Source organism: Nonomuraea sp. 10N515B, assembly GCF_052245915.1.
In the GTDB taxonomy this organism is placed as follows: Bacteria; Actinomycetota; Actinomycetes; order Streptosporangiales; family Streptosporangiaceae; genus Nonomuraea.
This window is the reverse complement of record NZ_JBQQBQ010000028.1, coordinates 1-26943: the sequence shown is the minus strand read 5'-3', so window position 1 is coordinate 26943 and position 26943 is coordinate 1. Positions and strand designations below refer to the sequence as shown.

The window sequence follows — 26943 nt, the reverse complement described above, 5'->3', positions numbered from 1 at the left end:
TGCCCCTTTTAAGGGCTGCACGAGGAACTGCGCCCGGCCGCCACGAATGTTAAGTCTCGTTCCACGCCCTTGCGACCGAACACATGATCCACTCACGATGCTGCCCGGCAAGCGGGTCTTCGACGTGGCCATCGAGGGCGTGCCGGTCATCCAGGCGCTCGACCTCGCCCGCGAGGCCGGGCCGAACACCGCGGTCAGCCGCCAGTTCACTGTAAAGGTCGTTGACGGCCACCTCGACGTGACCTTCCACGAACGGGTCGGCAATCCGATCCTGAGCTTCATCAGGATCAGCGAACGTCCCGACAGGACAGTCTCCTAGGACCCGGCCACCGGCCCGCCTCCGTCCCCTGGACGGCGGCGGGCCGGGAAACCCGTTGGACACGGGCCAGGGCGCTCCGCGAGCATCTGCGCTGTGACAGATGAGTTCGGACGCCTGCCCTCAGCCCCTACCGGATTGAAGTCAGTGAGATTTGTTGATCTGACGAGCATGGCCATGACCGCCTTGCTGGACGACGACCTCGCCCGGGCCAGTGTCGAGGCAGGCGTCGAGCTCACGGAGTACTTCCTTACCGATCAGGCGAAGTGGGTCTGGCGGTATCGGATCAATCAGCTGGCCTCGGACCCGGGTAGCGCGGGGTGGCTCACCCGAGCCGTAGTGGCCGAGCCTGAGGGCGTCGTGGTGGGGTATGCCGGGTTCCACGGGCCGCCGGACGAGACGGGCATGGTGGAGATCGGTTATTCAGTGGCGCCCGGCCACCGCCGTCAGGGGTACGCCAGGACGATATTGACCGAGTTGATGCGCCGGGCCGCAGCCGAATCCGCAGTCAGAACTGCACGCGTGACGATCAGCCCCGGGAACACCGCGTCCCTGGCCACGATTTCCGGATTCGGCTTCGTTGAGGTCGGAGAGCAGTGGGACGAGGTCGACGGCCTCGAGCTCATCTTCGAAGTGCCCGTCTGACTTCACAGCATGATCATACGCTACCTTGGAATGGTCGTTCCAAGATAGGAAATGCCGATGCCGGACGTGAAGCACTTCGATCCCGATGCCGTGCTGGAGCAGGTGGAGCGCCTGTTCTGGCAGCGCGGCGCAGCCTCCACGGGGATCGCGGAGGTCGTGGCGGCCACCGGGCTCAGCCGCTCCAGCCTCTACGCGACCTTCGGCGGCAAGCAGCAGCTCTACGTACAGGCGCTACGCCGCTACGTCGAGTGGCGCTCGCAGCCCGTCTTCCAGGCCCTGGCCGGCGACGGGCGCGGCCTGGAGTCCGTCGAGGGCTTCTTCGACCGGCTGATCCAGGACCGGTGCTCCGGCGAGCACGCCCGCTGGGGATGCATGATCTCCAACGCCCACGCGGGCGCGGAAGGCGGCGATCCGGAGGTGCGCGAGGTGCTGGACCAGCACCAGCACCGGCTGCGCACGGCGATGCGCGCGGCGCTGGAGAGCGCGAGCCTGCGCCCGGGGCTGGACCTGGACGCCGCCGCCGAGATGCTCGCACTGCTGGCCTACGGGGTCAACCTGCGCTCGCGGGCCGGTGCGGACGCGGCCGCCCTGCGGCGGGGCGTGTGCGCCGCACTCGACTCGCTGAGAGACCCCAAGGAGCAGAGATGACCAGACCGCAAGCCGTGATCTTCGACGTGAACGAGACGCTCACCGACATGGAGCCGCTGCGCGCCAAGTTCGAGGACGTCGGACTGCCCGGCCACCTGATGGACACGTGGTTCGCGAGCGTGCTGCGCGACGGTTTCGCGCTGGCCGTGGCCGGTGGATACGCCGAGTTCGCCGAGGTCGCCCGCGACGTGCTCAGGGGCATAGGCCTGGAGGACAAGGCCATCGGCCATGTGCTGAGCGGGTTCGCCGAGTTGCGGGTGCACCCCGACGTGCCGGAGGGGATGCGGAGCTTGCGCGAGGCAGGCATCCGGCTGTTCACGATGACCAACGGCGCCGCGGCCATGACCGAGGGCATCCTGCGCCGCGACGGGCTGCTGGACCTGGTGGAGGCCAGGCTGGACGTGAGCGGCCCGAGGGTGTGGAAGCCCGCCCGCGCGGCCTATGACTACGCCGTCGGCCGCGCGGGCGTACGCCCCGAGCAGGCGGCACTGGTCGCCGTGCATCCGTGGGACATCGACGGCGCCCAGCGTGCCGGGTTGGTCGGAGCGTACCTGGACCGGCGCGGCACGGCGTACCCGAGCGTGATGGACGCCCCGGACGTGTCCGCCCCCCACCTGCGGGCGCTGGCCGACCTCTGGAGCTGACCGTCATGGCCTGCCGGGGAAGAAGTCCGCACCCTGGACGTACTCCATCGCCTTCGTGAACTCCGGGTCGCTCATGCGGCGCTCCCACTCCTCCGGTGAGACCTCCTCGATGTGGGTCTGGATCCACCACAGGTTCCCGAACGGGTCCCGGACCCGACCCACGAGGTCGCCGAAGGCGAGGTGCGTGACCTCCGTGACGGACGTGCCGCCCGCCTCGACGGCCCGGCGGTGGGTGGCATGGGCGTCAGGGACGTACAGACGCAGGAAACCCAGCGTCGGCGGCCAGTCCGGCTTCGCGTCGAACAACATCACGATCGCGTTCCCGATCCGCACCTCCGCGTGGCCGATGCGGCCCTGCTCGTCGGCGACGCGGCCCAGCTCCACGGCGTCGAAGGCGCTCTTGATCCAGTCGATGAGCCCGGCCGTGTCGTGCGAGATGAGCCATGGCGTCACGGTCGTGTAGCCCTCGGGGATCGGCTTGACAGTCATGATTCCTCCTGGAAAGTGCGATGCCGCCACGCTAATTCCGAAGTAGGCCAGAACCTGTCCTACATGCGGCGGCATTCTGGTTCCATGAGCGAATCCCGCCTCCTCAGCCTCCTGTCGCTGCTCCAGACCCCGCGCGAATGGTCCGGCGGCGAGCTGGCCGAGCGGCTCGGCGTCAGCCGGCGCACGATCCGGCGTGACATCGAGCGCCTGCGCGACCTCGGCTACCCGGTCGAGGCCACCATGGGCGCCGACGGCGGCTACCGGCTGGTCGCGGGCAAGGCCATGCCGCCGCTGCTGCTGGACGACGAGGAGGCGGTGGCCATCGCCGTCGGCCTGGCCACCGCGGCCAGGCATCCGGTGCAGGGCATCGAGGAGGCGTCGGTACGGGCACTGGCCAAGCTGGAACAGGTGTTGCCGTCCCGGCTGCGCTATCGGGTGAGATCCCTGGGCGGCGCCACCGTCCCGCTGCCTGCCGTCGAGACACCCGAGGTCGATCCCCAGCAGCTGACCGCGCTGGCGACGGCCGTGGCCAACCGGGAGCGGGTGCGGTTCGAATACCGGGCCAACGACGGCGTCACCCGTTCACGACTGGTCGATCCGCACCGGCTGGTCGTGGCCGGGCGACGCTGGTATCTGCTCGGGCACGACCACGAGCGCGACGACTGGCGGATCTACCGCATCGACCGCATCGCGGACCTGCGCGCGACCGGCGCCAGGATCGTGCCGCGCGAGCCGCCTGCCGAGGACGCCGCCGCGTACGTGCGGGACAAGCTCTACTCGACGGCCCCCACCTACGAGGCCGTCGTCACCCTGCACACGCCCGTCACGGAGGTGATCAGAGGCATGGGCGAGGTCACCACGGTCGGCGAGCGGACCTGCCGGCTGCGCATGCCCGGCGACACCCTGGACTGGCTGGCGTTCCGGCTGCTCGCGCTGGGTTGCGAGTTCGAGGTGCACGAGCCGCCCGAGCTCGTCCCGCACCTGCGCGCGCTGTCCGCGCGGCTCAGCCGAGCGGCCGGTCGGCCAGGAACTCCAGCGTCATAGGGCTCGCGACCGCGCGGAACTCCTCGAAGTACGCGTGCCGCGCCCCCTCGATCCACCGCAGCCCCGCCCCGGGGATGCGCCCGGCCAGCAGCGGAGCGTTGGCCGCCGGGTTGAACACGTCGTCGGTCCCATGCACCACCAGCGTGGGAGCGGTGATGGACGGCAGCACGTCCCAGCTGTCGTGCCCCGCGCTGGCGGCCAGGTGGCGGCGGCGGGTGCGCCTGCCGCACCCCCAGCTCGTCCAGCACGTCGGCGGCCGTCCACCGTGGTTGCGTATGACACGCCTACGATCCTGCCAGGGACGAAAAAAGTTCCCGGCGAGAGGTCCGGTCTGCCGTCCCGGCTCCGACGTCCCCTGTGAAAGGCACCGAAGAGAGGACACCAGCCATGAAGTACATGATCCTTTCCTACGCTTCGCAGCGGGACTACGACTCCATGTCGGGCAAGGACGCCGACGGCTTGCCCGCCTGGACCGAGGAGGACCTGACGGCCATGGGCGAGTTCATGACGACCGTCAACAAGGAGCTGGAGGAGTCGGGCGAACTGGTCGAGACCCGCGGCCTGGCCGCGCCGGTCCACACGCGCAGGGTCGGCGCCCGGGACGGTCAGCCGTTCGTCACCGACGGGCCGTACGCCGAGACGCAGGAGGTGCTGGCCGGCTACTGGATCGTGGAGTGCGAGAGCATCGACCGGGCCACCGAGATCGCCGCCCGCCTGGGGCAGTGCCCCTACCCGGGCGACGTCTACGACAACGCCTACGCCGACATCCGGCCCATCATGGAGTCGGCCGACGATATGGGGTTCTGATCGACGACACGCGGACCGAGGACCTGCTGCGCGAGTTGGCGCCGCAGGTCCTCGGCGCGCTCGTCAGGCGTTACGGGCACTTCCCCACCGCCGAGGACGCCGTGCAGGAGGCGCTGCTCGCCGCCGCAGCCCAGTGGCCGGAGGAGGGCAGGCCGGACGACCCACGCGCCTGGCTGATCACGGTGGCCTCGCGCCGGCTGACCGACCTGCTCCGCAGCGAGCAGGCGCGCCGGCGGCGCGAGGACGCCGTGGCGGCGCGGACGTTGCCCGGCGACTGGCTCGCCCCCGCCGCCGACCAGCCGGTCGATGCGACCGATGACACGCTCGTGCTGCTGTTCATGTGCTGCCACCCGTCGCTGACGCCGTCCTCCCAGATCGCGCTCACGCTCCGCGCGGTCGGCGGTCTCACGACCGCGGAGATCGCCCGGGCGTTCCTGGTGCCCGAGGGGACGATGACGCGCCGCATCACGCGGGCCAAGCAGCGCGTCAAGGACAGCGGCGTGCGCTTCCGCCTGCCCGGCGCGGCCGAGCGCGCCGAACGGCTCGCCGCGGTGCTGCACGTGCTCTATCTGATCTTCAACGAGGGGTACGCCAGCACGTTCGGTCCCGACCTCCAACGCGCCGAACTGGCCGCCGAGGCGATCCGGCTGGCCCGCATCGTCCACCGGCTGCTGCCCGAGGACGCCGAGGTGGCCGGGCTGCTCGCGCTCATGTTGCTCACCGACGCCCGCCGTCCCGCCCGCACCGGCCCTGATGGCGCGCTGATCCCGATGGCCGAGCAGGATCGCCGCCTGTGGAACGCCGCCCAGATCGAGGAAGGCGTCGCGCTCGTGACCGGGGCACTGACCCAGGGGCCGCCGGGACCGTACCAGCTGCAGGCGGCCATCGCGGCCGTGCACGACGAGGCGCCGAGCGCGGAGGAGACCGACTGGCCGCAGATCACGGCTCTCTACGAGCTGCTGATGCGGCTGTCCGGCAACCCCATGGTGGCGCTCAATCACGCCGTCGCCGTGGCCATGTCCCAGGGGCCGGCCGCCGGGCTCGCCCGGCTCGAACGGCTCGCCTCCGACGAGCGCATCGCCGGCGACCATCGCATGTACGCGGTCCGGGCGCATCTGCTGGAGATGAGCGGGGACCACGCGGCGGCGCGGGAGGCGTACGAAGAGGCGGCCGGGCGCGCCATGAGTCTGCCGCAGCAGCGCTACCTTCACGCCAGGGCAGCCCGGCTGAAGGACTCAGGATGACCGCGCCGCGAACGCCGTCAGGCTCTTCAGCTCATGCCGCTTCACCTCGTCGAACAGCTCCGACAGCCCTTCCTGGATCCGTGCCAGCTTGTCCTCGGGCAGGCGCAGACTGCGGGCGATTCTGGACGGGTCCCGGCCGCCGTGCCAGGCGACGACCACCCGGCCGCCGGGACGGGTGACGCGGCGCAGCTCCCGCAGGCCGTCCATCAGGTCCGGCCAGAGCGCCACGGTGTTGACCGTGACCACGCGGTCGAAGCTCTCGTCCGGGAAGCCGGTGTCGGACGCGGTGCCCAGCCGCAGGTCGGCGCCGCCCGCCCGGCGAGCCGCCTGTTCACGCATCTCGGGCGAGGGGTCGACGCCGCAGACCCGCCCGGCGCCCGTGCGGGCGAGCAGCCTGATGAGCGCCCCGGGGCCGTATCCCACCTCCAGAACGTGCTCACCCGGCCGCACGTCCAGCAGGGACACGACCTCCTCCTGCCGGTTGGTATAGAGCATGAACCACCCCGCCAGCCGGCCGAGCAGACCGGAGGGCGAGGCGAAGGGCGAGTTGATGGGTCCGCCCGTGACCCAGGATCTGGTAGCCATACCTCCACCAAAGCGGTTCAAGTCGGCTTGAGGTCAAATGGTGGCATGGACCTCATTCCCATTGGGGAGGCTGCCCGCCTCGTCGGCATGAATGCCTCTCCGCGCTGCGTTACTACGAGGAACGTGGCCTGGTCACCCCCGTCAACCGCACCGGGGGCCGCCGTATGTACGGCAGGCAAGAGTTGCGGTTTCTGGCCTTTCTGCGGACGATGCAGCAGCTCGGCATCTCGCTGGACACCGCCGGGGCCGTGCTGCACGCGCCGGGGGAGGAGTGGCGGACGGCCGCGGCCGAGCAGATCGACGTGCTGGAGGAGCTCATCCACCGGGCCAAGGCGGCGCAGTGGGTGTTGCGGCACTCCATCGAGTGCCCGGCCGAGCACCCTGCCCGGGAGTGCCAAACCTGGATCGGCATGGTGGACCAGCTGATCGAGGGCTACACGCTCGACCAGCTCGCGGCAGACCACGTGACGGAGTGAGCCCCGGAAAATTGTGCGGCGGGGCGGGGAATGTTCCGCCGCGGGGTGTGGTTACATAGATCGTGGCCGGTGTGTCCAGTGTCCCCGGGCCTCACCTATTGCCTTCGCGGACTACCGTTCGGCTGGAGCCGCGTTGTGCCTTTCGCCGAGAGGCGACCTGCACACCGGTACGCACTCGTTGAGCGCCCGCCCTCTCCGGAGGGCGGGCGCTCTCGTGTGTTCACGCCTTGGCGTGGTGCGGGTCCGTCACGCCCCCATGGCGCGCACGTTGTCGTAGCGCAGGACCGCCAGGTGGCTGCCGCATGAGGCGATCCACTCGGCCTGCTCTGGGCGCAGCGGCTCCCGTTCCAAGCCCTCGGGTTCCGGCGACACCCGCACCGCACGCCCGGTGAACCGCGTCACTGCGATGTCGACCTGCGCCAGAAGTGGTGCACGGGACTAGTCTTGCCGGCGAAGTCCGCGGCGAATCGGTCGAGCAGCTACCGACCGTCCGACCAGGCTGAACTCCGCGCTGCGGCCGTCGAGCACGTCCACCACCATGCGGTGCCGTACGAGGTCGAAGTCGATGCTGAACAGCGGCTGCTCGCCCAGCCCGCCCATCGGCCGCGTCGTCAGCCCGCGCCCGGTCGGATGGAACGGCACCTGCCACCAGTGGTTACGTCGATTGCTCGACGCCAGCCGGATCTTGCCAACGATCTGCGCGAACCGGTGAAAGGTGTCCTTGACCTCGGCCCACTCCGCGAGCGGCATGGCGGGGAAGAGCTCCATGATGGCATGGCAACTACCCGTGGTAATCGGACAGCTCCCAGGGGTCGTGCGCGCAGAAGACGGCGACCCCGTGGTCGTGGGCGAGCGCGCGCAGGCGTTCCTGGCTGGACACCCGGCGCTCGGCGTCGACCTGCGAGTCGAGCTGCACGATGTCCATCAGCGGATGGGACTGCGGATCTTTGGAGATTTCGCCGTGGTGGAAGTACGCGTCGCCGGCGTGCAGCAGCCACCGGTCACCGTCGTGGACCGCGACCCCGGCGTGCCCCTCCGTGTGCCCGTCGAGCGGGATGAGCAGGATCTCCTCCGGCAGGCCCGTGAGCGGCCTGACTCCCTCCACGCCTAGCCAGTGGGTGCCCGTACCGGGATAGGTGACCCAGCGCGGCCCGTGCGCCCAGTGGCCGGGCCGGTAGCGACGGCTCGGCGCCTGCGTGAGCGCGGCCTTCAGCTCCGCCTCCATGACGTGCACCTGGGCGCCGGGGAAGTCCGGCAGGCCGCCGCTGTGGTCCACGTCCAGGTGGGTGAGCACGATGTGGCGCACGTCGGCGGGGTCGTGGCCGAGCTCGGCGACCTGCCGCACGGCGGTCTCGGCAGGCGACAGGACCGGCTCGACGAGCTCCGTCCATTCGTGTTCAAGCAGTTCGCCCGGCCGGGTCACGTCGTCGGTGCCGAGCCCGGCCTCCACCAACACCAGCCCGGAGGCCGGGGTCTCGATGAGCAGGGCGTGGCATACGGCCCGCGCGGCCGGGCCGCCGTCGAGCGCGTGGATCTCGCGCATGGAGCCGAGATTCAAATGGTGAATTCGCATGTGGCTAGACTGCGACTTGAAGCGCGGTTCAAGTCAAGGAGCCAGATGGACACGTTGCTCGACATCGGCGAGGTGGCCAGGCGCAGCGGGCTGGCCGCCTCCGCGTTGCGGTTCTACGAGCGCAAGGGCCTCATTGAAGCCGACGGACGCAATGGGCTGCGGCGCGCGTACCGGCCGGAGACGCTGGAGCGCCTGGCGCTGATCATATGCGCCCGCGACGCAGGCTTCACGCTCTCCGAGATCGCCGCGTTCCTGCGGGCCGGCCCGTCGGACACACGGCTGCGCGAGCACATGGCGGCCAAGGAGCGTGAGGTGGACGCGCGGGTCGCGCAGCTGACCCGGCTGCGTGACAGCCTGCGCCACGCGGTGGTCTGCGAGCACGACCCGCTGGTCGAATGCCCCGAATTCAAGCGGGCGATCCGAAGGGTTCCAGAAGGTTGATCACCTAGAGCGGTCGGCGAAGAAGGCCTGGAGGTGGCGGTTGACCGGGTCCGGGCAGTCCAGTTGCGGGGCGTGGCCGCAGCCGTCCAGGATCACGAGCTGCTCGCTGGGGAGCAGTTGGGCGAAGCGGTGGGCGCGTTCGACGGGCTGGATGGTGTCCTGGCTGCCCCACAACACCAGGGTCGGGGTCTTGGTGGCGGGCAGCGCGCGTTCGGTCTGTCCCCAGTCCAGGCGGCGTTCCAGCAGGTAGGTGGCGCGGATGTTGTCGTGGAAGGTCATCGGCGCCCACCACTCGTCCAGCAGTTGCTCGGTGAGGCGCTGCTTGTTGACCATCATGCCCTCGGCCAGGCTGCGGACGGTGGCTTTGCCGGTGGACAGCTTGACGGCGAGCTCGCCGATGACGGGGATCTTCAGGGATTCCCACATCAGGGTGCCGGGCAGGTCCAGGCCGGTGGCGTCCAGCAGGGCGAGCTTGGTGACGCGGTCGGGGTGGCGCTGGGCGAAGGCCAGGGCCCAGCCGCCGCTCCAGGAGTTGCCCGCCAGGGCGGCCTGCCGTACGCCGAGGCCGTCCATGAACGCGCCGACGGCGGAGACCATGGCGTCCAGGTCGAAGGCGAAGCCGGGGTCCTTCAGCTGGGTGTAGCCCTGTCCGGGCAGGTCGACCACGTACACGGTGTGGTCGCGGGCCAGCGCGTCGAGTTGATCCTTCCAGCCGATGACCGAGGTGCCGCCGGGGGAGAGCAGGATCACCGGCGTGCCGGATCCGGCCTGGACGTAGTGGAAGCGGGCGATCGGGGTGTCGGCGTAGCGCGAGCCGACCTGGGCCAGGTACGGCGAGCGGAAGGCTCGGCCGTCCTCCGCCGGCTGCCAGCCGTACGCGCCGAACAGCATCCCGGCCACCAGCAGCGCCATCGCAGCCGCCAACCAGCGAGGCCAGCGTCGCCTGCGCACCGATAGGGCTGCGTTGTCACGTCGAACCATGGTGATCCCTTGCCTTGGTCGGGAGGATGTTCACGAGGTCAGGACGGGACAACGCGGGCCAGCGTGACAGGGGTGGTCAGTGATCCGGATTACATTCCGCGGGTGGCTGTCGTCCGCCCGCCTGTGCCCGGACATGCTGATCATGCCTAACACCCGTAGACTTACCAAGCGGTAAGCATCATCGCCGCAGATTTGACCTGTGGTAAGTACGATCTCCGCGGCGAACCAGGCCCACAGGAGTTCCATGAGCGCCCCAGACGCCGCCGAGACCACCCCGCGGCGGATCCTCGCAGCCGCCCGCGCGCTGTTCGCCGCCCGTGGCTACCGCGCGACGTCCATGCAGGCCATCGCCGAACGGGTGGGCATCACCAAGGCCGCTCTCTACTACCACTTCGCCGCCAAGGACGAGATCCTGCACCGCCTCACCCTGCCCCTGCTCGACGAACTCGAGGAGGTGCTCGGCGAGGCCGAGTCGCACGGCGACCCCGAAACCGTGCGGTGGCGGGCGATCGAGGGCTACGTCGATGTGCACCTGCGTCACCGCGAGACGTTGAGCATGCTGGTCAGGGACATGTCGCTGCTGGTCGAGGCGCCACTGGAGGGGCGGTTCCGGGCCGCGATCGCGCTGGCCAACGACCTCGTCTCCGGGCCGGGCGGCGACCTCGGGCAGCGCGTGCGCGCCTCGCAGGTGGTCGCGGGCCTGGCCGATCCCGTCGTGCTCTTCCACGACGTGCCCGCCGACCGGCTCAGACACCTCATCCTCGACGGCGCCAGGGCACTGCTCGGCAACCCTCCTGCACAGGATGCGGACGGACGGGTGGCAGGCCTGCCCGCACGTGGGCGCCCGCGCGGACGGGGTGGCGGGCGCCCTGCCGCGCTGAGCGAGGAGCAGACCGCCCAGGCGCGCCGCATGTACGACTCCGGGCAGGCCGTCGAGGAGATCGCCGCCGCCTTCGGGGTCTCCAGAGCGACGATCTACCGCAGTCTCAGAACCTGAGTTATGAGATGTTGATTTCGAAACAGCCAGTTCCAGAAGGATGATCAGCCAGAGCTCGTGCGCCGCCCCGAGCTGACGTACTTGCGCGGGCGCAGGGCATGGGCGCGCAGGGCCGCCAGGGCGGCGAGTTGCCCCGGCCGGTCCATCCGCACCACCAGCTCGTCGCTGAACGCCAGCCCCAGCGCGGTCAGCTGGGAGACCAGGTCCGCCACCGGCGCGGCGACGTCCCGCAGCCCCCTGGCCGGATGCCAGCCCTCGCCGCCGACCACCTCCGCAACCCGCTCGTGCAGCTTGGCCGGCGACATCAGCGTGCCGTCGGCGAGCAGCATGAGCGCGGCCTCCCTGGCCGACACCTCGAACTCGTGCTCGCCCTTGGCCAGCAGCAGCTTGGTGACCGCCGACCACATGGCCTCAGGCGAGGTGAGCAGCCGCTGGCCATAGTCGGTGATGACCAGCCTCGTGCCGTCCCGGCTGATGGCGCCCAGCTCTCGCTCGGCCAGCTCGCGCAGCCTGAGCGCCTCCGGGGACGGCGCCAGCCGCAGCGGCAACGTGCCCTCCCTGGCCGCCAGGGACAGCAGCCCGTGCAGGGCGGGCAGGGGCTGCGGGCTCACGGGCGCATGCAGGCGCACCTCGAACGGCTGAGCCAGCTCCCGCCTGGCCGGGCCGCGGCCCAGCACCCAGCGGTTGAGGCGCTCGCCGTGCACCCGGTTGAGCCAGCTGTCCCCGCCCAGCTCGGTGCGCGGCTCGGTGAGCCAGCGGCGGGTCAGCGCGGACCGGTCCACCGTCTCGCCGGAGACGATGGCCAGCTCCAGGGCCGCGGCGCAGGCGACGTGCGCGCCCAGCTCCTCCGGCCCCATGATCATGCTCCACTGGAGCTCCGGCACGTCGGGCGGCAGCACGCCCGTGGCCTCCAGCGCCTGCTGGTAGGCGCTCGTGCCGGCGTCCTCGCCCTCGCGGGCGTAGGTGCGCAGGATCTGCAGGGTCGTCGGGGACACGCACAAGGCCGCGTAACGCTCCATCCCACCCAGCTGGAGCAGCCGCCCGAGCGAGCGTGCCAGTCGCTCGTGGTCGCCGCCCACCTTCAGCGGCAACGTGTACCAGAGGAACTCGCAGACATCGAGCTGGGTCACCGTCTCCAGCGGCTCCCCACCCGTCAGCCAGCCGACGGCGGTCCTGGCGTCCTCGGCCAGCTCCGGGTGAGAGCGCTCCAACTCGGCGAGAAGGGCGGTGACATCCGGTGCACTCATGCCTGGAAGTTTGCCGTATCGACCCCTGGCCTGACGATGACCGAATCCGGTCCGTATTGGGTCTTGCACAGTGACTACCCTAAGAAAGCACTATACGACAGGCGGTAACCGGATCAGATCCATCGTTTTTCGAACAACATGCGGGCCTTCCACTCGGTGTACGGGATCAGCTCAGCGGTCAGGATCGGGTGCAGCCACCAGAAGTTGATCAAGGCTAGCAGGGCGTAGGCGCCCACGATGGCCGCCCCCCACGTACGCCGCGCCGTCACGACACCTTCGGCCGTCCGCGTGGACGGTCCTATCAGCAGCCCGGCGCACAACGTGATGGCCAGCACCATGAACGGCACCATCGGGATGGCGTAGAACAGGAACATCGTGCGGTTGTCGGCGAGGGCGAAGTAGAACCACGGCAGCCAGCCCATGGCGTAGGCCAGCAACACGGCCCCGGCCCGCCAGTCCCGCGAGGAGACATACCAGGCGATCAACGCCACCAGCGCCGCCACCGCGCCGAACCAGATCACCGGCGTGCCGACGCCCAGCACCGCCTCCGAGCAGTCCTTGACGCCGCAGGCGTTCTGCTTGCCCTCGTAGTAGAAGGCGACCGGGCGCAGCAGCAGCGGCCACTGCCACGGCTCGGACATGTACGGATGCGTGGTCTCCAGGTCGCTGTGGAAGGAGAAGACCTGCCACTGGTATTGGATCCACGACCGCATCGAGTCGAAGAGGAAGAACAACGGATTGTCCGCCGTGGTGGCCCGCTCCCAGTTGCGCCCATAGCCGGTGTCCGTCGCGAACCAGCCGGTCCAGGTGGCCATGTACGCCACGAACGGCACGATCCCGAACGCCAGGACCCCCTGGGGCACATCCTTGTTGAACGCGCCCGCGTACGGACGCCGCAACCCCACGGCCCGCCGCGCCCCGAAGTCCCACAGCAGCGACATGATCGTGAACGCCACCGCGAACGCCAGCCCCGACCACTTGACCGACATCGCGAAGGCCAGGCACACACCGGCGGCCAGGCGCCACGGCCTGGCCCCCAGCCACGGCCCCTGCGGCGAGACAGGCGAGTTCTCATACCAGGTGACCAGCCGCTCCCGCGCCTGGTCCCGGTCCACCACGAGGCACGCGAACGCGGCCAGCACCCAGAACATCAGGAAGATGTCCAGCAGCGCCGTCCGCGACAACACGAAGTGCAGGCCGTCCAGCGCCAGCAGCAGCCCGGCGAAGCAGCCCAGCAGCGTCGAGCGGGTCATCCTGCGCGCCACCCTGGCCAGGACGAGGATGGACAGCGTGCCGATCACCGCCGCGCTGATCCGCCAGCCGATCGGGTTGAGCCCGAACAACCACTCGCCGACGCCGATCATCCACTTGCCGAGCGGCGGGTGCACCACGTAGGACGCGCACTTGTCGAGCGTCTCCTGGGTGCACGACTGCCAGATGTTGGTGTTGCCGGCCAGGATCGCCTTGTCCGCGTCCTTGATCGAGACCCGCTCCACACCCCACGTGATCAGCGAGAACGCGTCTTTCATGTAGTAGGTCTCGTCGAACACCACGGCCTTCGGATGGCCGAGGTTCATGAAACGCAGGATCCCGCCGAAGGCGGTGACCAGCAGCGGCCCGATCCACCCCCACAGCACGCTGCCGCGCATCGGAGGTATGACCCGATCGCGCACGGAGCGAGTCGGTGGCAGGCTCTCGCCGGCCTCCGATGTCTCGTAGGCCTGGTACGGGGAATCGGTCACCGCCATTCGGACATCGTACGGGGCTCAAGACGATAGGTAAGTCGAAACACGGTCTAATGGGGATGCCCTGCCACAATGGGCAGGTGGCAGGAGACGGCAGGTTGGTGCTGGCAGGGGCCCCCATAGGCCAGGCGGGTGACGTCTCGCCGCGGTTGCGCGAGGTGCTCGGGAGCGCCGACGTCGTGGCCGCCGAGGACACCAGGCGGCTGCGCAGGCTCGCGGCCGAGCTGGGCGTCGAGATCGAGGGCCGGGTGGTGTCCTATTACGACCAGAACGAGGCCGCCCGGGCCCAGGAGCTCCTGGAGGTGCTCGAGCAGGGCCGCACGGTTGTGATCATCACGGACGCGGGCATGCCGGGCGTCTCGGACCCCGGCTACCGGCTGACCCGCCTCGCGGTCGAGGCGGGCATCACGGTCACCGCGCTGCCGGGGCCGAGCGCCGTCACCACCGCCCTGGCCGTGTCAGGGCTGGCCAGCGACCGGTTCTGCTTCGAGGGGTTCCCGCCGCGCAAGTCCGGCGACCGGGCCCGCCGCCTGGCCGCGCTGGCCGGCGAGGAGCGGACGATGGTCTTCTTCGAGGCCCCGCACCGGCTGGCGGACTCGCTCGCGGCCATGGCCGAGGCGTTCGGGGCGGACCGCGAGGCCGCCGTGTGCCGCGAGCTGACCAAGACGTACGAGGAGGTCCGCCGGGGCGGGCTCGGCGAGCTGGCCGAGTGGGCGGCCGGGGGCGTCAAGGGCGAGATCACGGTCGTGGTGGCCGGACACGTGCCCGTGGCGGGCGAGCCGGACCCGGACGCGCTGGTCGCGGAGGTGGACCGCAGAGTGGCCGAGGGCGCGCACCGCAAGCTGGCCATCGCCGACGTGGCCAAGGAGGCCGGGATCCCCAAGCGAGAGCTGTATGACCTGGTTCACAAACGCCTATAGTGCGCATCGTGAGGAACAGGGGGGTTTCGCCACAGCGGTTTGTCCCGCCCTTTCAGGGGTCCGCGTTGCTGGGCTGGGTGGGGCCGCTCGTGGTCGCGTTGTTCGGCGGGATCCTGCGCTTCGTCAGGCTCGGCGAGCCCAAGGCCGTGGTCTTCGACGAGACCTACTACATCAAGGACGCGTACTCGCTGTTCAGGTACGGCGTCGAGCGGGCCACCCTGGGTGACGCCAAGGATCCCATCGCCGACCGGCGCCTGATCACCGGCAACCTGGACATCTTCAAGCAGTGCCCCGAGCCGGCCGACTGTGCCTCGTTCGTGGCGCACCCGCCGCTGGGCAAGTGGATGATCGGCGTCGGCGAGTGGTTGTTCGGCATGAACCCGTTCGGCTGGCGCTTCGCCGCGGCCCTCGTGGGCACGCTGTCCATCCTCGTCCTGGCCAGGGTGGCGCGCAGGATGACCCGCTCGACGCTGCTGGGCTGCCTGGCCGGGCTGCTGCTGGCGCTGGACGGCCTGCACTTCGTGTTGTCGCGGACGGCGCTGCTGGATATCTTCCTGATGTTCTGGGTGCTGGCCGGGTTCGCGTGCCTGGTGGCCGACCGGGACTGGGCGCGGCGGCGGCTGGTGGACTGGTACGAGAGCGCGCCCATCACCGAGCTCGGCCCGCGCCTCGGGGCTCGGCCGTGGCGGCTGGCCGCCGGGGCATGCCTGGGCGCGGCCTGCGCGGTCAAATGGTCGGGGATCTTCTTCCTCATCGCCTTCGCGGCGCTCAGCCTCATGTGGGACATGGGGGCCAGGCGGGCACTGGGACTGCGGCGGCCGCACCGGGGGGCGCTGACGTACGACGCGCCCGGCGGGCTGGCCGCGATGGCTCTCCTGCCGGCGGCGGTGTTCCTGGCGAGCTGGACGGGCTGGTTCGCCACCGCCGACGGCTGGGGCCGCAACTGGGAACTGGCCACCTCGGCGCGAAATCCGATCTTCTTCGTCATCGACTCGATGCGGTCATGGTTGGACTACCAGAGCCAGGTGCTCGGCTTCCACAGCGGCCTGGACGACTACCACGCCTACATGTCGGAGCCGTGGTCGTGGCCGCTGCTCTTGCGGCCTGTCTCGTTCCACTACCCGTCGAACCTGCCGCCGTCGGCCTGCGGCGCGGACAAGTGCTCCGAGGCCGTGCTCGGCGTCGGCACCCCGGCCCTGTGGTACGGCGCGCTGCTCGCCCTGCTCGGCCTCATCGCCTGGTACGTGTCCTCGCGCGACTGGCGGGCCGGGGCCGTGCTGCTGGCGTTCGGGGCCGGCTGGCTGCCGTGGTTCTACTACGCCATCGCCGACAACCGCACGATGTACCTCTTCTACATGATCCCCGTGGTGCCGTTCATGGTGCTGGCGATCGTGCTGGTGGCGGGGCTGATCCTGGGCAAGGAGAGCGCGCCCCCAGCCCGGCGGGCGGCCGGGGCCGCGGTGGTCGGCGCGTTCGCGCTCATCGTGCTGATCAACTTCTGGTGGCTCTACCCGGTGTTGACCGCCGAGACCATCACACAGGCAGAGTGGTGGGCTCGGATGCTGATGCGCTCTTGGGTGACCGCCGCCCCCAAGTGACCCCCTTGCGCAGCGTGATCGCCGCCGCGATGCAGGCCAGGGGGACGGCCGGAAGCACGTAGCGGTAGTCGAACTCGGCCGTCGCCGCCGGGGCCAGCAGCAGCCCGACTGCGCCCAGCCACGGCAGCACCACAGGGCCGCCGAACTTCCGCCAGCGCACGACGACGCCGTACAGGCCGATCAGCAGGATGCCGCCGAGCATGATGCCGCGCAGGTAGAACACCTTCTGGTAGCCGCTCATGATGTCGGCCCACGGGTGCACGATCCGAGTCTCCGGAGGGCCCTGCTCGTAGCTGAAAGCGTCGGTGTCGGTGAACCCGCCCCCGTAGGAGGACCACTTCGGCAGCCGCTTGGGCCAGCCGTTCTCGTCGAGCGCCACGTACGGCTTGAACTCGTACATGTTGTAGGTGTTCTCGTCCGGGAAGCGCGGCCGGGACCAGTGGAACGAGCGGAAGAAGTCACGCGCGACCACCATCAGGTAGTCGCCGGGCTGAGACAGGATCGCCCGGGTGGAGAACTCGCTCGCCGCGTCGTTGGTGATCTCGCTCCACTTCTTGTTGACGCCCCACCGGTGCAGCACCTCGCCGGTGGCCTCGCCGTTGTGGCTGCCCTGGCCCCAGAGGTACCACTGCGCGTATTCCTTGCGCTGGTTGACCGGCTCGTTGATGCACAACAGCAGCAGCTGGACCTCTTTGTACTTGTCGATGTTCATCTTGCCGCAGTCGGCGAAGATCGCCGTGCGCATGTAGAGGATGAGGCCGTCGCTGTTGGTCATCGCGAACTTGCCGTACGCCGTGGCGAACCAGCCCATGTAGGCCATCACCGGGATCGCGCAGGCTGTGATCAGCGCGGTGACCGGCCGCCAGCCCGTGCGCTTGACCAGCAGGTAGAGCACCACCAGGGCGAGGACGGGCAGGCCGATCGAGCGCGTCAGCCAGGTGAGCGCCAGCAGGAACCCGACGACCGCGCCCGCCTTCCACGTCAGCCGCCGCTTCCACAGCACCAGCGTGATCACGCCGACGACGAGCAGCATGAACAGGGTGTCCGACATCACCAGCTGCTCCAGCTGGATCTGGTAGGCGTCGAACAGCACCGGAGCCGCCGCCAGCGTGGCGCCCCACTTGGGCAGCCGGAACTTGATCCGCAGCAGCGCGTAGATCAGGCAGGCCGTGGCCAGGCCCATCAGGTGCTGCGTGAACGTCACCAGCGCGAAGCTGTGGAACGGCTTCAACATCATCAGCCAGAAGCTGTAGCCGTCCGGCCTGATCGGGTGCGGCCGCGGATGCAGCGCCACCGAGACGTACTCGTAAGAGTCGTTGAACCACATGGCCGGGCCGTATCCGAGCATGGTGATGAGCCGCAGCACGGCGCCCACGCCGAAGGCCACGGCGAACACCCGATGCCGGCGCAGGAAGGACAGCCAACGGGCTGCCCGGCCAGGAGCGGAGTGGTCCACAGGGGTAATCTCCGCGACGCTCACCATGATGTAAAGAATGCCAGTCGTTTTTGGGTCTTGACCCGAGCGGGTTCGGGCACAGGGCATGATGGTGCACTGGAACAGCCTTAACTGAAGGGTAGACACGTGGAACTGACGGTGGTCATGCCCTGCCTCAATGAGGCGGAGACCGTGGAAGTCTGTGTGCGCAAGGCTCTGGCGTCCATGGAGGAGCACGGCATCGAGGGCGAGGTCCTGATCGCCGACAACGGCAGCACGGACGGCTCTCAACAGCTCGCCCGCGACGCCGGCGCCCGCGTGGTCCACGTCGAGGAGAAGGGCTACGGCAACGCCCTCATGGGCGGCATCAGGGCGGCGCGCGGCAAATTCGTCATCATGGGCGACGCCGACGACTCCTACGATTTCACTTCGCTGCTGCCGTTCGTCGAGCAGCTGCGGGACGGCGCCGACCTGGTCATGGGCAACCGGTTCAAGGGCGGCATCGCGCCCGGGGCCATGCCCCCGCTACACCGCTACCTGGGTAACCCGGTGTTGTCGTTCATCGGCCGGCTGTTCTTCCCGTCGGCGATCGGCGACTTCCACTGCGGCCTGCGCGGCTTCCGGCGCGACTCGATTCTGAAGCTGCAGTTGCAGACCGGCGGCATGGAGTTCGCCTCCGAGATGGTGGTCCGCTCCACGTTGTCCGGGCTCGACGTGCGCGAGGTGCCCACGACCCTCTCGCCCGACGGCCGCTCCCGCCCGCCGCACCTGCGCTCCTGGCGCGACGGCTGGCGCCACCTGCGTTTCCTGCTGCTCTACAGCCCGAAGTGGCTGTTCTTCTACCCCGGCGTGCTGATGATGATCATCGGCCTGGTGGCGGGGACCGCGCTGACCTTCGGCCCGGTGGAGATCGGCGAGCTCGCCTTCGACGTCGACACCCTGGTCGGGACGTCGGCGCTGGTGGTGATCGGCTTCCAGGCGGCGTTGTTCGCGCTGTTCACGAAGGTCTATGCGGCCGAGGAAGGGTTCCTGCCGGAGTCGCCACGGATCCGCAAAATCATCGACATCGTTACCTTGGAAAAGGGTCTCGTGGTCGGCGGGCTGCTGGCGCTGGCAGGCCTGGTCGGACTGGTGATGTCGCTGGTGCACTGGCAGGTGCGCAGCTTCGGCGAGCTGGACCCGCGTTTGTCGCTGCGTCTGGTGGTGCCGTCGGCGACGGCGCTGATCATGAGCTTCCAGACGATCTTCGCCGCGCTCTTCGTCAGCATCCTCGGGATCCGGCGGTCCCGCGAAACCCCTATCGACCGCGCCGCGGCCGCCGCTGAGGAGGCCGCGGAGGCGATCTCCCGGGAAAAGTCAAAAGCATAATTTTCTTTTACGCGGTGCCGTGGGCGTGGCGCCGGGCCCGCCCGCCCTCCCTCCGACGCGGCGCTCGGTGGGCGGGGCGTCGGCGCGCGTCATTAGGCCCACCGGCGCCACGGCACCGCGTAAACAATCGTGAAGTTAGAGTCCCTTAGGCTAAGACCATGTCGCAGCACATTTTGACCGCCGTAGCTTGGCCGTATGCGAACGGCCCTCGTCACATCGGGCACGTGTCAGGTTTCGGCGTGCCGTCTGACGTTTTCAGCCGCTACCAGCGGATGGCGGGCAACAAGGTGCTGATGGTCTCCGGCACCGACGAGCACGGCACGCCCATCCAGGTGCAGGCCGACAAGGAAGGCGTCAGCGCCAGGGAGCTGGCCGACCGCTACAACCGCGTCATCGCCGAGGACCTCACCGGCCTGGGGCTGTCCTACGACCTGTTCACCAGGACCACCACGAACAACCACTACGCCGTCACGCAGCAGATCTTCAAGGGTCTCTACGACAACGGCTACATCTTCCCGAAGACCACGATGGGCGCGATCTCGCCCTCGACCGGCCGCACGCTGCCCGACCGCTACATCGAGGGCACCTGCCCCATCTGCGGCTACGACGGCGCGCGCGGCGACCAGTGCGACAACTGCGGCAACCAGCTGGACCCGATCCAGCTGATCAACCCCAAGAGCCGCATCAACGGCGAGACCCCGGTCTTCGTCGAGACCGAGCACTTCATGCTCGACCTGCCCGCCTTCGCCGAGGTGCTCGGCTCCTACCTGCAGTCCAAGCAGGGAGAGTGGCGGCCCAACGTGCTGAAGTTCGCCCTCAACCTGCTCGGCGACCTGCAGCCACGGGCGATCAGCCGCGACCTCGACTGGGGCGTGCCGATCCCGCTCGACGGCTGGCGTGACCAGCCCAACAAGCGGCTCTACGTGTGGTTCGACGCGGTCATCGGCTACCTGTCGGCCTCCATCGAGTGGGCCAGGCGCTCCGGCGACCCGGACGCCTGGCGCCAGTGGTGGCAAAACCCCGACGCCCGCGGCTACTACTTCATGGGCAAGGACAACATCGTCTTCCACGCCGAGATCTGGCCGGCGATGTTGTTCGGCTACAGCGGGCAGGGCGCCCGTGACGGCTCGCCGGGCTCGCTCGGCGCTCTCAATCTGCCGTCCGAGGTGGTCTCCAGCGAGTTCCTGACGATGGAGGGCAAGAAGTTCTCCTCCTCCCGCCAGGTCGTCATCTACGTCCGCGACTTCCTCGCGCGCTACGACGCCGACGCGCTGCGCTACTACATTTCGGTGGCCGGGCCGGAAAACCAAGACACCGACTTCACCTGGCAGGAGTTCGTCAACCGCAACAACGGCGAGCTCGTCGCGGCCTGGGGCAACCTGGTCAACCGGTCGATCTCGATGGCGGCAAAGAACTTCGGCGCCGTCCCCGAGGCGGGCGACCTGACCGACGCCGACCGGGCGCTGCTGGAGCGCTCGCGCAACGCGTTCGGCCCGGTGGGCGCGGAGCTCAACAGGTCCAGGTTCAAGAACGCGATCACCGAGGCGTTCGACGTGGTCCGCGAGGCCAACAAATACCTGGCCGAGCAGGAGCCGTGGAAGCTCAAGGAAGACGCGCAGCGGCAGAAGTCGATCCTGCACGTCGCGCTCCAGGTGGTCGACGACGCCAAGACGATGCTCACGCCGTTCCTGCCCAGCTCCTCCAACAAGGTTTTCGCCATGCTCGGTGGCGAGGGCGTCTGGTCGGGCATGCCGGAGATCCACGAGGTCGACGAGGACGGCGGCAAGCCATATCCGGTGATCACCGGTGACTACGACGGCGCGGCCCGCTGGGAGCACCGGCCGATCAAGCCCGGCACGCAGCTCGCGCCGCCGGTGCCGCTGTTCAAGAAGCTCGACCCGAAGGTCGTGGACGAGGAGCTGGCCCGGCTGGCCGAGTGACCCCCGTGAGCAAGATTCCCACCGCGCCGGAGCCGCTTTCCGCGCCCGTGTTCGACAGCCACTGCCACCTCGACATCATGGTGGGCAACCGGCAGGCGTCCTCCGGCGACCCGGTGGCGCAGGCGGCTCAGGCGTCCGCGGCCACCGTACGGAGCATTCTGGAGGACGCCAGGGCGGTCGGCGTGACCAGGCTCGTGACGATCGGCTACGACCTGAAGTCCTCCCGGTGGAACGCGGAGACGGCGGCGGCGCAGGAAGGCGTGTACGCCGGGGTCGCGATCCATCCGAACGAGGCGCACGAGGCGACTGCTGAGGTGCTGGCCGAGATCGAGGCACTGGCGGGGCGGCCGGAGGTGCGGGCGGTGGGGGAGACCGGGCTCGACTACTACCGCGACTGGGCGAGCAAGGACGGCCAGCACGCCAGTTTCCGCGCGCACATCGAGATCGCCAAGCGCACCGGCAAGGCCCTGGTCATCCATGACCGGGACGCGCACGACGACGTGCTGAAGGTGCTGGCCGCGGAGGGGGCGCCGGACAAGGTGGTGTTTCACAGCTTCTCGGGCGACGCCGAAATGGCGAAAAAGTGCGTTGAAGCTGGATATTTCATGTCGTTCTCCGGGCCGGTCACCTACAAGAACGCCGCCTCCCTCCGCGAGGCCGCCGCCGTGGCGCCCCTCGAGCTCATGCTGGTCGAGACCGACGCCCCCTACCTGCCGCCGGTCCCGCACCGCGGCAAGCCCAACGCCCCCTACCTCATCCCGCTCACCCTCCGCTGCCTCGCCGAGGTCAAAGGGATCCATCCTGACCGGTTGTGCGAGGCGATCAGCGGCAATGGAGTCACGGTCTTCGGCGAGTGGTGACCATGGGCCGGACGTCCTGACATCCTGCGTCTGAACTGGCCGGCGCCGGCCGCCTGCCGGTCGGCCGGCGACCCGCACGCGTACAACGCCGACGGGCCGTACTACGGCGGCCGTGGCCGACCGGCGGCGCCCACCTGTTCGATGAGGCCTACCCCGACACCGACACCCCGAAGTCGGCCCCCTTGGGCGGCTGAAGCGGCTGCAGGCTCTCGGCGTTCCGCCCGGCCACCGCAACCTTCCCGTACGGCTGCGCGTCCGGCTGCCCCACGAACAGCTTGTTGCCGCTGAAGGCCACCGACCAGCCGAACAGCCCGTCGCCGGTCGGCAGCTTCCTGTCCTCGGAGGCGCTCTTCCACGACACGACGCGCACGCCGCCGCCGTAGGGGGCGCCGATGGCCAGCCGGCCGTCCGCCGAGGCGGCCAGCGAGAACCCGAACGCCTGCCTGCCGCCTTGCGTCACTGTCCTGATGGGCTTTCTGGCGGGGTCGAGCAGCTGCACCGAGCCGGGTCCGGGGGAGCTGATCGCGTAACCGGATCCCTCCGAGTACGCCACCGCGTAGCCGTACCTGTCGCCGGAGGCCTTGGTCGGCGAGTCCAGCTTCAGGCTCGTGATCTGGGCCGCGAACACGTCGTCGATGAAGACGGCCGAGCCCGAGTCGATCTTTCCTGCCTCGATCTGGCGGCCCGCGCCGTCGTCGTTCTCGTACGGGACGCCGACGAGCAGCGCGTTCCCCGGCCCGAACGCCATCGACCAGCCGAACTGGTCGCCCACCTCGCTGTTGCCGCGCACGTCGACGCTCTCCTGGCTGATCCTGCGGAGCTCGCCCGTGCCCTTGCGCACGTAGATCGCGCCCACGTCGAGGAGCTTTCCTTCGTCCTCGTACGGCGCCCCGATGGACACCTGGTCGCCCCGGGCCGCCAGCGACCAGCCGAAGTGGGCGAAGCGCTGCGGCTGCGTGGCCGTCAGGCGCTGCGGAGGCTTGGCGCCGCCGCCGTAGACCACGTACGCGGCCCCGGCGTCCTCGACGCCGTCCACATCGGCGTATGGGACGCCGACCACCACGTCGGCGCAGGCGTCGCCGTCGACCTTCGCCAGGCGCGCCACCCAGCCGAAGGCGTCACCCCTGACCAGGCCCGGCACCGAGACGGGGACGACCTTGTCGCCGGACAGCACGTGCAGGGCGCCCTTCTGATCGTCCGCGAACGGGTCGCCCACCACCACGTCGTCCACGCCGTCACCGTCGAAGTCGGCTGCTCCCGCGCAGGCCGCAGAGGTTCCGGCCGGAGCCACCGCGGCCATGGCGGTTGCGGCCGGCGCCACCGCGGCCGTGGCGGTTGCGGTCGGCGCCCCCGCGGCCGAAGCGGCGGTGGCCGGCGCCACCGTCATGGCGGCCGCGGACAGCAGCGCGATGAGCGCCTCTCGGATCCTCACAGCGCCACCTCGATCTGCTTGCCGTTCTCGAGCATGGTCGCCGTCAACTTCACCGGCTTGCGGTAATTGGCCAGGTCGAACACGAAGGCGCTGTCCACGCGGGCGCCCGGCAGGATGGCCGGGGGCAGCGTGACGGGGGCGGGGTCGTGCTCGCCGCCGCGGTCGTCGACCATGGTGACCACGGGCTGGATCAGCACTTTGCGCTCACCGCCCGGGTTGAGCATCGTCCAGCGGATCACGCAGAGCTGACCCTGGGTCGCGGTCTTGCCCTCGTACTCCTTCAGCCCGCACTCCGGGGCGGCCGCCACGATGGCGACGGGGTCGTCGAAGTTGGCGCCCAGCGGGAACCTGCGGCCCACGTCGTTCGGGCCGGCCGTGGGAGCGGCTTGGGACTGGTTGCCGGGGTTGGCGGGCACCGTGTTCCGGCCGGACGTGACGATCAGGACGGCCACCGTGACGACGATGGCCAGCACGGCCGCCGCGGCGGCGATGAGCCACCGGGTGCCCGGGGTCCTGGTGCCGCCTAAGGTATCGGGCTCGCTCGGGAGCAGCTCCGGGGTCGCCCGATCGCCCGGCTGAGTGTCGGCGGCCGTTTGCCGCGGTTGCGCCTCGGGCGCCGCAGAAGGCGCTTGCCGCATTCGCTGCTGCGCCTGGGCGTCCGGCGCTCCAGGAGCCGCTTCCCGCATTTGCTGTTGTGCTCCGGTGTCCGGCGCTCCAGGGGCCGCTTGAGGCGCTTGCCGCTCCTTCTGCCGATCGCCTCGCCGGAACAGCCCGCCGGGCCGAGCCTGCTCCTGACCAGGCGCTCCACCCTGGGCCGCAGCGGGCCAGCGGGCCAGCTCCTCCTTGGCCGCCTGCTCCTCCCTGCGCGCCAGCTCTTCGAACGACGCCGGATTCGGCCGTGCCGCGCCAGGCGCCGCCGCACCGGGTCCGCCCGGCGCCGACGCGCCGGAGCCGCCAGGCGCCCCAGAGGAGGCGCTGGGCCCGCTGGGCGCCCGGCCCATGGTGTCGCTCGGCGGCGGAGTTGTGAACGTCGCCGTGATGTCGGGTTTGTCCACCACGTTCTGCGGCGGCTGCCAGTCAGTGAGCATCTCGGTCGCGACCAGGGTCGGCGGATTGACCGACGGCGGCGGCGTATTGCCTCCCACCAGCGCGATCAGCAGGTCCTGCGCCGTCGGACGCGACGTGGGATCCATCGAGGTGGCCTGCCGCGCCAGCTCATTCAGCGGCGCGGGCAGCGCACCCAGCTCCGGTGGGGCGTTCAGCACGCGGTGGGCCATCGTGATGGGGTCGCCACGGCCGAACGGATGCCGACCGTTGCCCGCGTACGCCACCAGGCAGCCCCAGGCGAAGATGTCGGCCGCCGGGCTGACCATCTCACCACGTACCTGCTCGGGCGCCCACCACCCCGGGCTGCCCAGCAACTCGCCGGAGAGCGTGAACCCGGTCTCCCTGTCGAGCGCCCTGGCGATCCCGAAGTCGATCACCCGTGGCCCGGACAGCGACAGGATCACGTTGGCGGGCTTGAGATCCCTGTGCACCAGCCCCGCCACGTGGATCGCGGCCAACGCCGCCGCCACCCCCAGCGCGACGCCATGGAGCGGTCCCGGATCCAGAGCCCCATATTTTGCGATCTGATCGGACAGCGGGGTGCCCGCGATGTACTCGGTCACCATGTACGGCCGCCCGTCACCGGTGTTGCCGTTGTCCAGCACCTGAGCCGTGCAGAACGACGCCACCCGGCGAGCGTTGTCGACCTCCGCATGGAACCGGGCCGCGAACCCCTCCTGGTTGGCGAACTCCGCCTTCACCACCTTGAGCGCGACAAAACGCCCCGTCGGCGCACGTGCGAGGAAGACGGTCCCCATCCCGCCTTCGCCGAGCCTGCCCAGCAGGCGATATGGCCCGATCTCCCGCAAGTCCGTCGGGCGGAGCGGCGCGGCGCCCGTTGGCTCCATGAGGGACGTCCCTTCCTGTTCCACGCCATCCTCTCCTTTGGTCTCCCCATATGCCATTGCACGTTCTTCGATACGAGAGACTGGTTGGATGATGAGGCTGTTGGGCCCTGCAGAAATACGTATTTTGGCGGATAAGCTAGATCTTCGTCCCACAAAAAAGCTCGGCCAGAACTTCGTGATCGACGCCGGAACGGTCCGGCGCATCGTCCGCGTGGCCGACTTGTCGCCAGACGACGTGGTCATCGAGGTGGGACCTGGCCTCGGTTCGCTCACCCTGGCCCTGCTGCCGGCGGCCGCGCACGTGGTGGCCGTCGAGATCGACCCGGTCCTCGCCACCCAACTCCCCATCACGGTCGCCGACCGCGGCCCGTCCGACAAGCTCACGGTCGTCAACGCCGACGCCATGAAGATCACGCCTGACGACCTGGCAGGTCACGTTCCCACGGCGCTGGTCGCCAACCTCCCGTACAACGTGGCCGTCCCGGTGGTGCTCCACCTCCTGCAGGTGCTCCCGTCCCTGCGCAAGGGCCTGGTGATGGTGCAGTCCGAGGTGGCCGACCGCCTCGCCGCCGGACCGGGTTCGAAGGTGTACGGGGTGCCGTCGGTCAAGGCCGCCTGGTACGCGGACGTACGCCGGGCCGGCCCGGTCGGCCGTACCGTCTTCTGGCCCGTCCCCAACGTCGACTCAGGCCTCGTCTCCCTCACCCGCCGCGAACCACCCACCACGACCGCCTCCCGCGAGGAGGTCTTCGCCGTGATCGACGCCGCGTTCGCCCAGCGCCGCAAGACCCTGCGCGCGGCTTTGGCGTCGTGGGCAGGCAGCCCGGCCGAGGCGGAGCACGTCCTCAGGGCGGCCGACGTGGACCCGTCGGCCCGCGGCGAACAACTCGACATCACTGCCTTCACCCGCATCGCCGAGGTCCGCCACTGAGGTTGTCCACAGCGCCCATAGCCCCCACCCTCCCATCCACAGAAGAACATAGCTCGTCTGTGGACTCCGGAAAGAGAGCGTTGCGGCCCTGGTCAGGGGGTTGACGACTGTCTGACCTGCGAAAACACGGGAGAGGCGGAATCGGGATGTCCCACAGAGTCTCACTGAGTTTCAGTGTCGCTGACTGTTCGCGGGCCACACACGGGCCAAGTCGTCCGGGCCACACACGGGCCAAGTCGTCCGGGCCGCATGCTGGGGTTTTCCACCGGCAGGGGCCACCCTCTCCGCCTTCCCGTCTGCCGTCGCCCACTGTCAGGAAAGCATGCCATGGCATGCTCAGCTTGTCGTTGGCGATGGTCAGGTGGGAAGGCAGCCCCACAGCAGCCCCTCACGTGCCCAGAGAGGGACGATCTTGGCCATCCCGTGAAGCCCCCGCCGGAGGCGTGGGTCCTTCTAAACGGGTCTACGGCGAGTCCAGCGGGCCAACGGCACGCAGTGAAGGTTTTTCACCGCACCTCGCGAGCTTGCAGGACGAAGATTGCTTTGACGAGTTGACCTGCACGTAGCGGGCAACAGCGGAGTTTGCGCAGGATGCGCCAGTTCTTCAGGACGGCATTCGCGC

The 26943-nt window shown here is 69.6% G+C and carries 26 protein-coding genes and 2 pseudogenes; 16 read left to right on the top strand and 12 right to left on the bottom strand.

Annotated features, from left to right (window positions below; genetic code table 11):
• Positions 1 to 97 precede the first annotated feature (97 nt).
• The 4 genes from ACTWQA_RS33700 to ACTWQA_RS33685 all read left to right on the top strand — a co-directional run bounded on the left by ACTWQA_RS33700 (position 98) and on the right by ACTWQA_RS33685 (position 2253).
• Complete coding sequence (locus ACTWQA_RS33700) at positions 98 to 319, top strand: malectin domain-containing carbohydrate-binding protein (protein ID WP_443163030.1); 222 nt, start codon at positions 98 to 100, stop codon at positions 317 to 319.
• 174 nt (positions 320 to 493) lie between these two features.
• Positions 494 to 961, top strand: coding sequence for a GNAT family N-acetyltransferase (locus ACTWQA_RS33695; RefSeq protein WP_443163029.1), 468 nt, complete (start codon positions 494 to 496; stop codon positions 959 to 961).
• A 57-nt stretch (positions 962 to 1018) separates the two neighbouring features.
• The gene (locus ACTWQA_RS33690; protein ID WP_443163028.1) at positions 1019 to 1609 is read left to right on the top strand and encodes a TetR/AcrR family transcriptional regulator; all 591 of its coding nucleotides are present in this window, start codon (positions 1019 to 1021) and stop codon (positions 1607 to 1609) included.
• On the top strand, positions 1606 to 2253 hold the full coding sequence (locus tag ACTWQA_RS33685; RefSeq protein ID WP_443163027.1) for a haloacid dehalogenase type II: 648 nt from the start codon (positions 1606 to 1608) through the stop codon (positions 2251 to 2253). The genes ACTWQA_RS33690 and ACTWQA_RS33685 overlap by 4 nt, the downstream gene beginning before the upstream one ends.
• Before the next feature lie 3 nt (positions 2254 to 2256).
• Here the strand turns inward: ACTWQA_RS33685 and ACTWQA_RS33680 are convergent, their stop codons facing one another.
• Positions 2257 to 2742, bottom strand: a complete 486-nt coding sequence (locus ACTWQA_RS33680) for a VOC family protein (protein ID WP_443163026.1) — start codon at positions 2740 to 2742, stop codon at positions 2257 to 2259.
• An 84-nt stretch (positions 2743 to 2826) separates the two neighbouring features.
• Here ACTWQA_RS33680 and ACTWQA_RS33675 point away from each other — a divergent pair, with 84 nt between their 5' ends.
• Complete coding sequence (locus ACTWQA_RS33675; protein ID WP_443163025.1) at positions 2827 to 3786, top strand: helix-turn-helix transcriptional regulator; 960 nt, start codon at positions 2827 to 2829, stop codon at positions 3784 to 3786.
• Here the strand turns inward: ACTWQA_RS33675 and ACTWQA_RS33670 are convergent.
• Positions 3746 to 3955, bottom strand: a complete 210-nt coding sequence (locus ACTWQA_RS33670) for an alpha/beta fold hydrolase (protein WP_443163024.1) — start codon at positions 3953 to 3955, stop codon at positions 3746 to 3748. The two genes, ACTWQA_RS33675 and ACTWQA_RS33670, sit on opposite strands and share 41 nt — an antisense overlap.
• Before the next feature lie 218 nt (positions 3956 to 4173).
• On the opposite strand from ACTWQA_RS33670, the gene ACTWQA_RS33665 reads away from it, so the two are divergent.
• Complete coding sequence (locus ACTWQA_RS33665) at positions 4174 to 4593, top strand: YciI family protein (RefSeq protein WP_443163023.1); 420 nt, start codon at positions 4174 to 4176, stop codon at positions 4591 to 4593.
• A 35-nt stretch (positions 4594 to 4628) separates the two neighbouring features.
• The gene (locus ACTWQA_RS33660; RefSeq protein WP_443163022.1) at positions 4629 to 5837 is read left to right on the top strand and encodes an RNA polymerase sigma factor; all 1209 of its coding nucleotides are present in this window, start codon (positions 4629 to 4631) and stop codon (positions 5835 to 5837) included.
• Here ACTWQA_RS33660 and ACTWQA_RS33655 read toward each other — a convergent pair.
• A complete protein-coding gene (locus tag ACTWQA_RS33655) occupies positions 5829 to 6422 on the bottom strand; it encodes a class I SAM-dependent methyltransferase (RefSeq protein ID WP_443163021.1) in 594 nt (197 codons plus the stop codon). The two genes, ACTWQA_RS33660 and ACTWQA_RS33655, sit on opposite strands and share 9 nt — an antisense overlap.
• 104 nt (positions 6423 to 6526) lie before the next feature.
• Between ACTWQA_RS33655 and ACTWQA_RS33650 the strand changes: the two genes are divergently transcribed.
• Positions 6527 to 6898 (top strand): MerR family transcriptional regulator, encoded by a 372-nt coding sequence (locus ACTWQA_RS33650; RefSeq protein WP_443163131.1) that lies wholly within the window; start codon positions 6527 to 6529, stop codon positions 6896 to 6898.
• 267 nt (positions 6899 to 7165) lie between these two features.
• On the opposite strand, the pseudogene ACTWQA_RS33645 reads toward ACTWQA_RS33650, so the two are convergent.
• Together ACTWQA_RS33645 and ACTWQA_RS33640 are read right to left on the bottom strand one after the other, a co-directional pair.
• Positions 7166 to 7666, bottom strand: a pseudogene (locus ACTWQA_RS33645) (DUF5996 family protein); the annotation flags it as partial.
• Positions 7667 to 7679: 13 nt separating this feature from the next.
• On the bottom strand, positions 7680 to 8471 hold the full coding sequence (locus tag ACTWQA_RS33640) for an MBL fold metallo-hydrolase (RefSeq protein ID WP_443163020.1): 792 nt from the start codon (positions 8469 to 8471) through the stop codon (positions 7680 to 7682).
• A 45-nt stretch (positions 8472 to 8516) separates the two neighbouring features.
• On the opposite strand from ACTWQA_RS33640, the gene ACTWQA_RS33635 reads away from it, so the two are divergent.
• A complete protein-coding gene (locus ACTWQA_RS33635; RefSeq protein WP_443163019.1) occupies positions 8517 to 8912 on the top strand; it encodes a MerR family transcriptional regulator in 396 nt (131 codons plus the stop codon).
• Here the strand turns inward: ACTWQA_RS33635 and ACTWQA_RS33630 are convergent, their stop codons facing one another.
• Positions 8913 to 9836, bottom strand: coding sequence for an alpha/beta fold hydrolase (locus ACTWQA_RS33630; protein ID WP_443163018.1), 924 nt, complete (start codon positions 9834 to 9836; stop codon positions 8913 to 8915).
• Between the two features lie 301 nt (positions 9837 to 10137).
• Here ACTWQA_RS33630 and ACTWQA_RS33625 point away from each other — a divergent pair, with 301 nt between their 5' ends.
• Positions 10138 to 10890: a TetR family transcriptional regulator gene (locus ACTWQA_RS33625; RefSeq protein ID WP_443163017.1), complete on the top strand. Its 753-nt coding sequence runs from the start codon at positions 10138 to 10140 to the stop codon at positions 10888 to 10890.
• Positions 10891 to 10934: 44 nt separating this feature from the next.
• On the opposite strand, the gene ACTWQA_RS33620 is transcribed toward ACTWQA_RS33625, so the two are convergent.
• The gene (locus ACTWQA_RS33620; RefSeq protein ID WP_443163016.1) at positions 10935 to 12137 is read right to left on the bottom strand and encodes a hypothetical protein; all 1203 of its coding nucleotides are present in this window, start codon (positions 12135 to 12137) and stop codon (positions 10935 to 10937) included.
• A gap of 113 nt (positions 12138 to 12250) precedes the next feature.
• Entirely contained in the window at positions 12251 to 13885 is a 1635-nt protein-coding gene (locus tag ACTWQA_RS33615; protein ID WP_443163015.1) for a dolichyl-phosphate-mannose--protein mannosyltransferase, read from the bottom strand.
• Positions 13886 to 13962: 77 nt separating this feature from the next.
• Here ACTWQA_RS33615 and rsmI point away from each other — a divergent pair, with 77 nt between their 5' ends.
• Positions 13963 to 14802: a 16S rRNA (cytidine(1402)-2'-O)-methyltransferase gene (gene rsmI / locus ACTWQA_RS33610; RefSeq protein ID WP_443163014.1), complete on the top strand. Its 840-nt coding sequence runs from the start codon at positions 13963 to 13965 to the stop codon at positions 14800 to 14802.
• A 65-nt stretch (positions 14803 to 14867) separates the two neighbouring features.
• Complete coding sequence (locus tag ACTWQA_RS33605) at positions 14868 to 16400, top strand: dolichyl-phosphate-mannose--protein mannosyltransferase (RefSeq protein WP_443163013.1); 1533 nt, start codon at positions 14868 to 14870, stop codon at positions 16398 to 16400.
• Here the strand turns inward: ACTWQA_RS33605 and ACTWQA_RS33600 are convergent.
• A complete protein-coding gene (locus ACTWQA_RS33600; RefSeq protein ID WP_443163012.1) occupies positions 16336 to 17883 on the bottom strand; it encodes a hypothetical protein in 1548 nt (515 codons plus the stop codon). The genes ACTWQA_RS33605 and ACTWQA_RS33600 overlap by 65 nt on opposite strands.
• A gap of 99 nt (positions 17884 to 17982) precedes the next feature.
• Between ACTWQA_RS33600 and ACTWQA_RS33595 the strand changes: the two genes are divergently transcribed.
• From ACTWQA_RS33595 to ACTWQA_RS33585, 3 genes are all read left to right on the top strand, one after another.
• Positions 17983 to 19203: a glycosyltransferase family 2 protein gene (locus ACTWQA_RS33595; protein ID WP_443163011.1), complete on the top strand. Its 1221-nt coding sequence runs from the start codon at positions 17983 to 17985 to the stop codon at positions 19201 to 19203.
• A 158-nt stretch (positions 19204 to 19361) separates the two neighbouring features.
• The gene (gene metG, locus ACTWQA_RS33590) at positions 19362 to 21143 is read left to right on the top strand and encodes a methionine--tRNA ligase (RefSeq protein WP_443163010.1); all 1782 of its coding nucleotides are present in this window, start codon (positions 19362 to 19364) and stop codon (positions 21141 to 21143) included.
• A gap of 5 nt (positions 21144 to 21148) precedes the next feature.
• Positions 21149 to 22003, top strand: coding sequence for a TatD family hydrolase (locus tag ACTWQA_RS33585; RefSeq protein WP_443163009.1), 855 nt, complete (start codon positions 21149 to 21151; stop codon positions 22001 to 22003).
• Positions 22004 to 22151: 148 nt separating this feature from the next.
• Here ACTWQA_RS33585 and ACTWQA_RS33580 read toward each other — a convergent pair whose 3' ends face one another.
• On the bottom strand, positions 22152 to 23435 hold the full coding sequence (locus ACTWQA_RS33580; RefSeq protein ID WP_443163008.1) for a hypothetical protein: 1284 nt from the start codon (positions 23433 to 23435) through the stop codon (positions 22152 to 22154).
• Positions 23432 to 25414, bottom strand: coding sequence for a protein kinase domain-containing protein (locus ACTWQA_RS33575; RefSeq protein WP_443163007.1), 1983 nt, complete (start codon positions 25412 to 25414; stop codon positions 23432 to 23434). Before ACTWQA_RS33575 ends, ACTWQA_RS33580 begins: the two co-directional genes overlap by 4 nt.
• A 67-nt stretch (positions 25415 to 25481) precedes the next feature.
• On the opposite strand from ACTWQA_RS33575, the gene rsmA reads away from it, so the two are divergent.
• Positions 25482 to 26321, top strand: a complete 840-nt coding sequence (rsmA, locus tag ACTWQA_RS33570; RefSeq protein WP_443163130.1) for a 16S rRNA (adenine(1518)-N(6)/adenine(1519)-N(6))-dimethyltransferase RsmA — start codon at positions 25482 to 25484, stop codon at positions 26319 to 26321.
• A gap of 506 nt (positions 26322 to 26827) precedes the next feature.
• On the opposite strand, the pseudogene ACTWQA_RS33565 reads toward rsmA, so the two are convergent.
• A pseudogene (locus ACTWQA_RS33565) lies at positions 26828 to 26943 on the bottom strand (IS5/IS1182 family transposase); the annotation flags it as partial.

Excerpts from the sequence above, each read along its gene's own strand:
- ACTWQA_RS33700 (WP_443163030.1), top strand. The coding sequence starts at position 98 with ATGCTGCCCGGCAAGCGGGTCTTCGACGTGGCCATCGAGGGCGTGCCG.
- ACTWQA_RS33695 (WP_443163029.1), top strand. The coding sequence starts at position 494 with ATGACCGCCTTGCTGGACGACGACCTCGCCCGGGCCAGTGTCGAGGCA.
- ACTWQA_RS33690 (WP_443163028.1), top strand. The coding sequence starts at position 1,019 with ATGCCGGACGTGAAGCACTTCGATCCCGATGCCGTGCTGGAGCAGGTG.
- ACTWQA_RS33685 (WP_443163027.1), top strand. The coding sequence starts at position 1,606 with ATGACCAGACCGCAAGCCGTGATCTTCGACGTGAACGAGACGCTCACC.
- ACTWQA_RS33680 (WP_443163026.1), bottom strand. The coding sequence starts at position 2,742 with ATGACTGTCAAGCCGATCCCCGAGGGCTACACGACCGTGACGCCATGG.
- ACTWQA_RS33675 (WP_443163025.1), top strand. The coding sequence starts at position 2,827 with ATGAGCGAATCCCGCCTCCTCAGCCTCCTGTCGCTGCTCCAGACCCCG.
- ACTWQA_RS33665 (WP_443163023.1), top strand. The coding sequence starts at position 4,174 with ATGAAGTACATGATCCTTTCCTACGCTTCGCAGCGGGACTACGACTCC.
- ACTWQA_RS33655 (WP_443163021.1), bottom strand. The coding sequence starts at position 6,422 with ATGGCTACCAGATCCTGGGTCACGGGCGGACCCATCAACTCGCCCTTC.
- ACTWQA_RS33640 (WP_443163020.1), bottom strand. The coding sequence starts at position 8,471 with ATGCGAATTCACCATTTGAATCTCGGCTCCATGCGCGAGATCCACGCG.
- ACTWQA_RS33635 (WP_443163019.1), top strand. The coding sequence starts at position 8,517 with ATGGACACGTTGCTCGACATCGGCGAGGTGGCCAGGCGCAGCGGGCTG.
- ACTWQA_RS33625 (WP_443163017.1), top strand. The coding sequence starts at position 10,138 with ATGAGCGCCCCAGACGCCGCCGAGACCACCCCGCGGCGGATCCTCGCA.
- ACTWQA_RS33620 (WP_443163016.1), bottom strand. The coding sequence starts at position 12,137 with ATGAGTGCACCGGATGTCACCGCCCTTCTCGCCGAGTTGGAGCGCTCT.
- ACTWQA_RS33615 (WP_443163015.1), bottom strand. The coding sequence starts at position 13,885 with ATGGCGGTGACCGATTCCCCGTACCAGGCCTACGAGACATCGGAGGCC.
- ACTWQA_RS33600 (WP_443163012.1), bottom strand. The coding sequence starts at position 17,883 with ATGGTGAGCGTCGCGGAGATTACCCCTGTGGACCACTCCGCTCCTGGC.
- metG (WP_443163010.1), top strand. The coding sequence starts at position 19,362 with ATGTCGCAGCACATTTTGACCGCCGTAGCTTGGCCGTATGCGAACGGC.
- rsmA (WP_443163130.1), top strand. The coding sequence starts at position 25,482 with ATGAGGCTGTTGGGCCCTGCAGAAATACGTATTTTGGCGGATAAGCTA.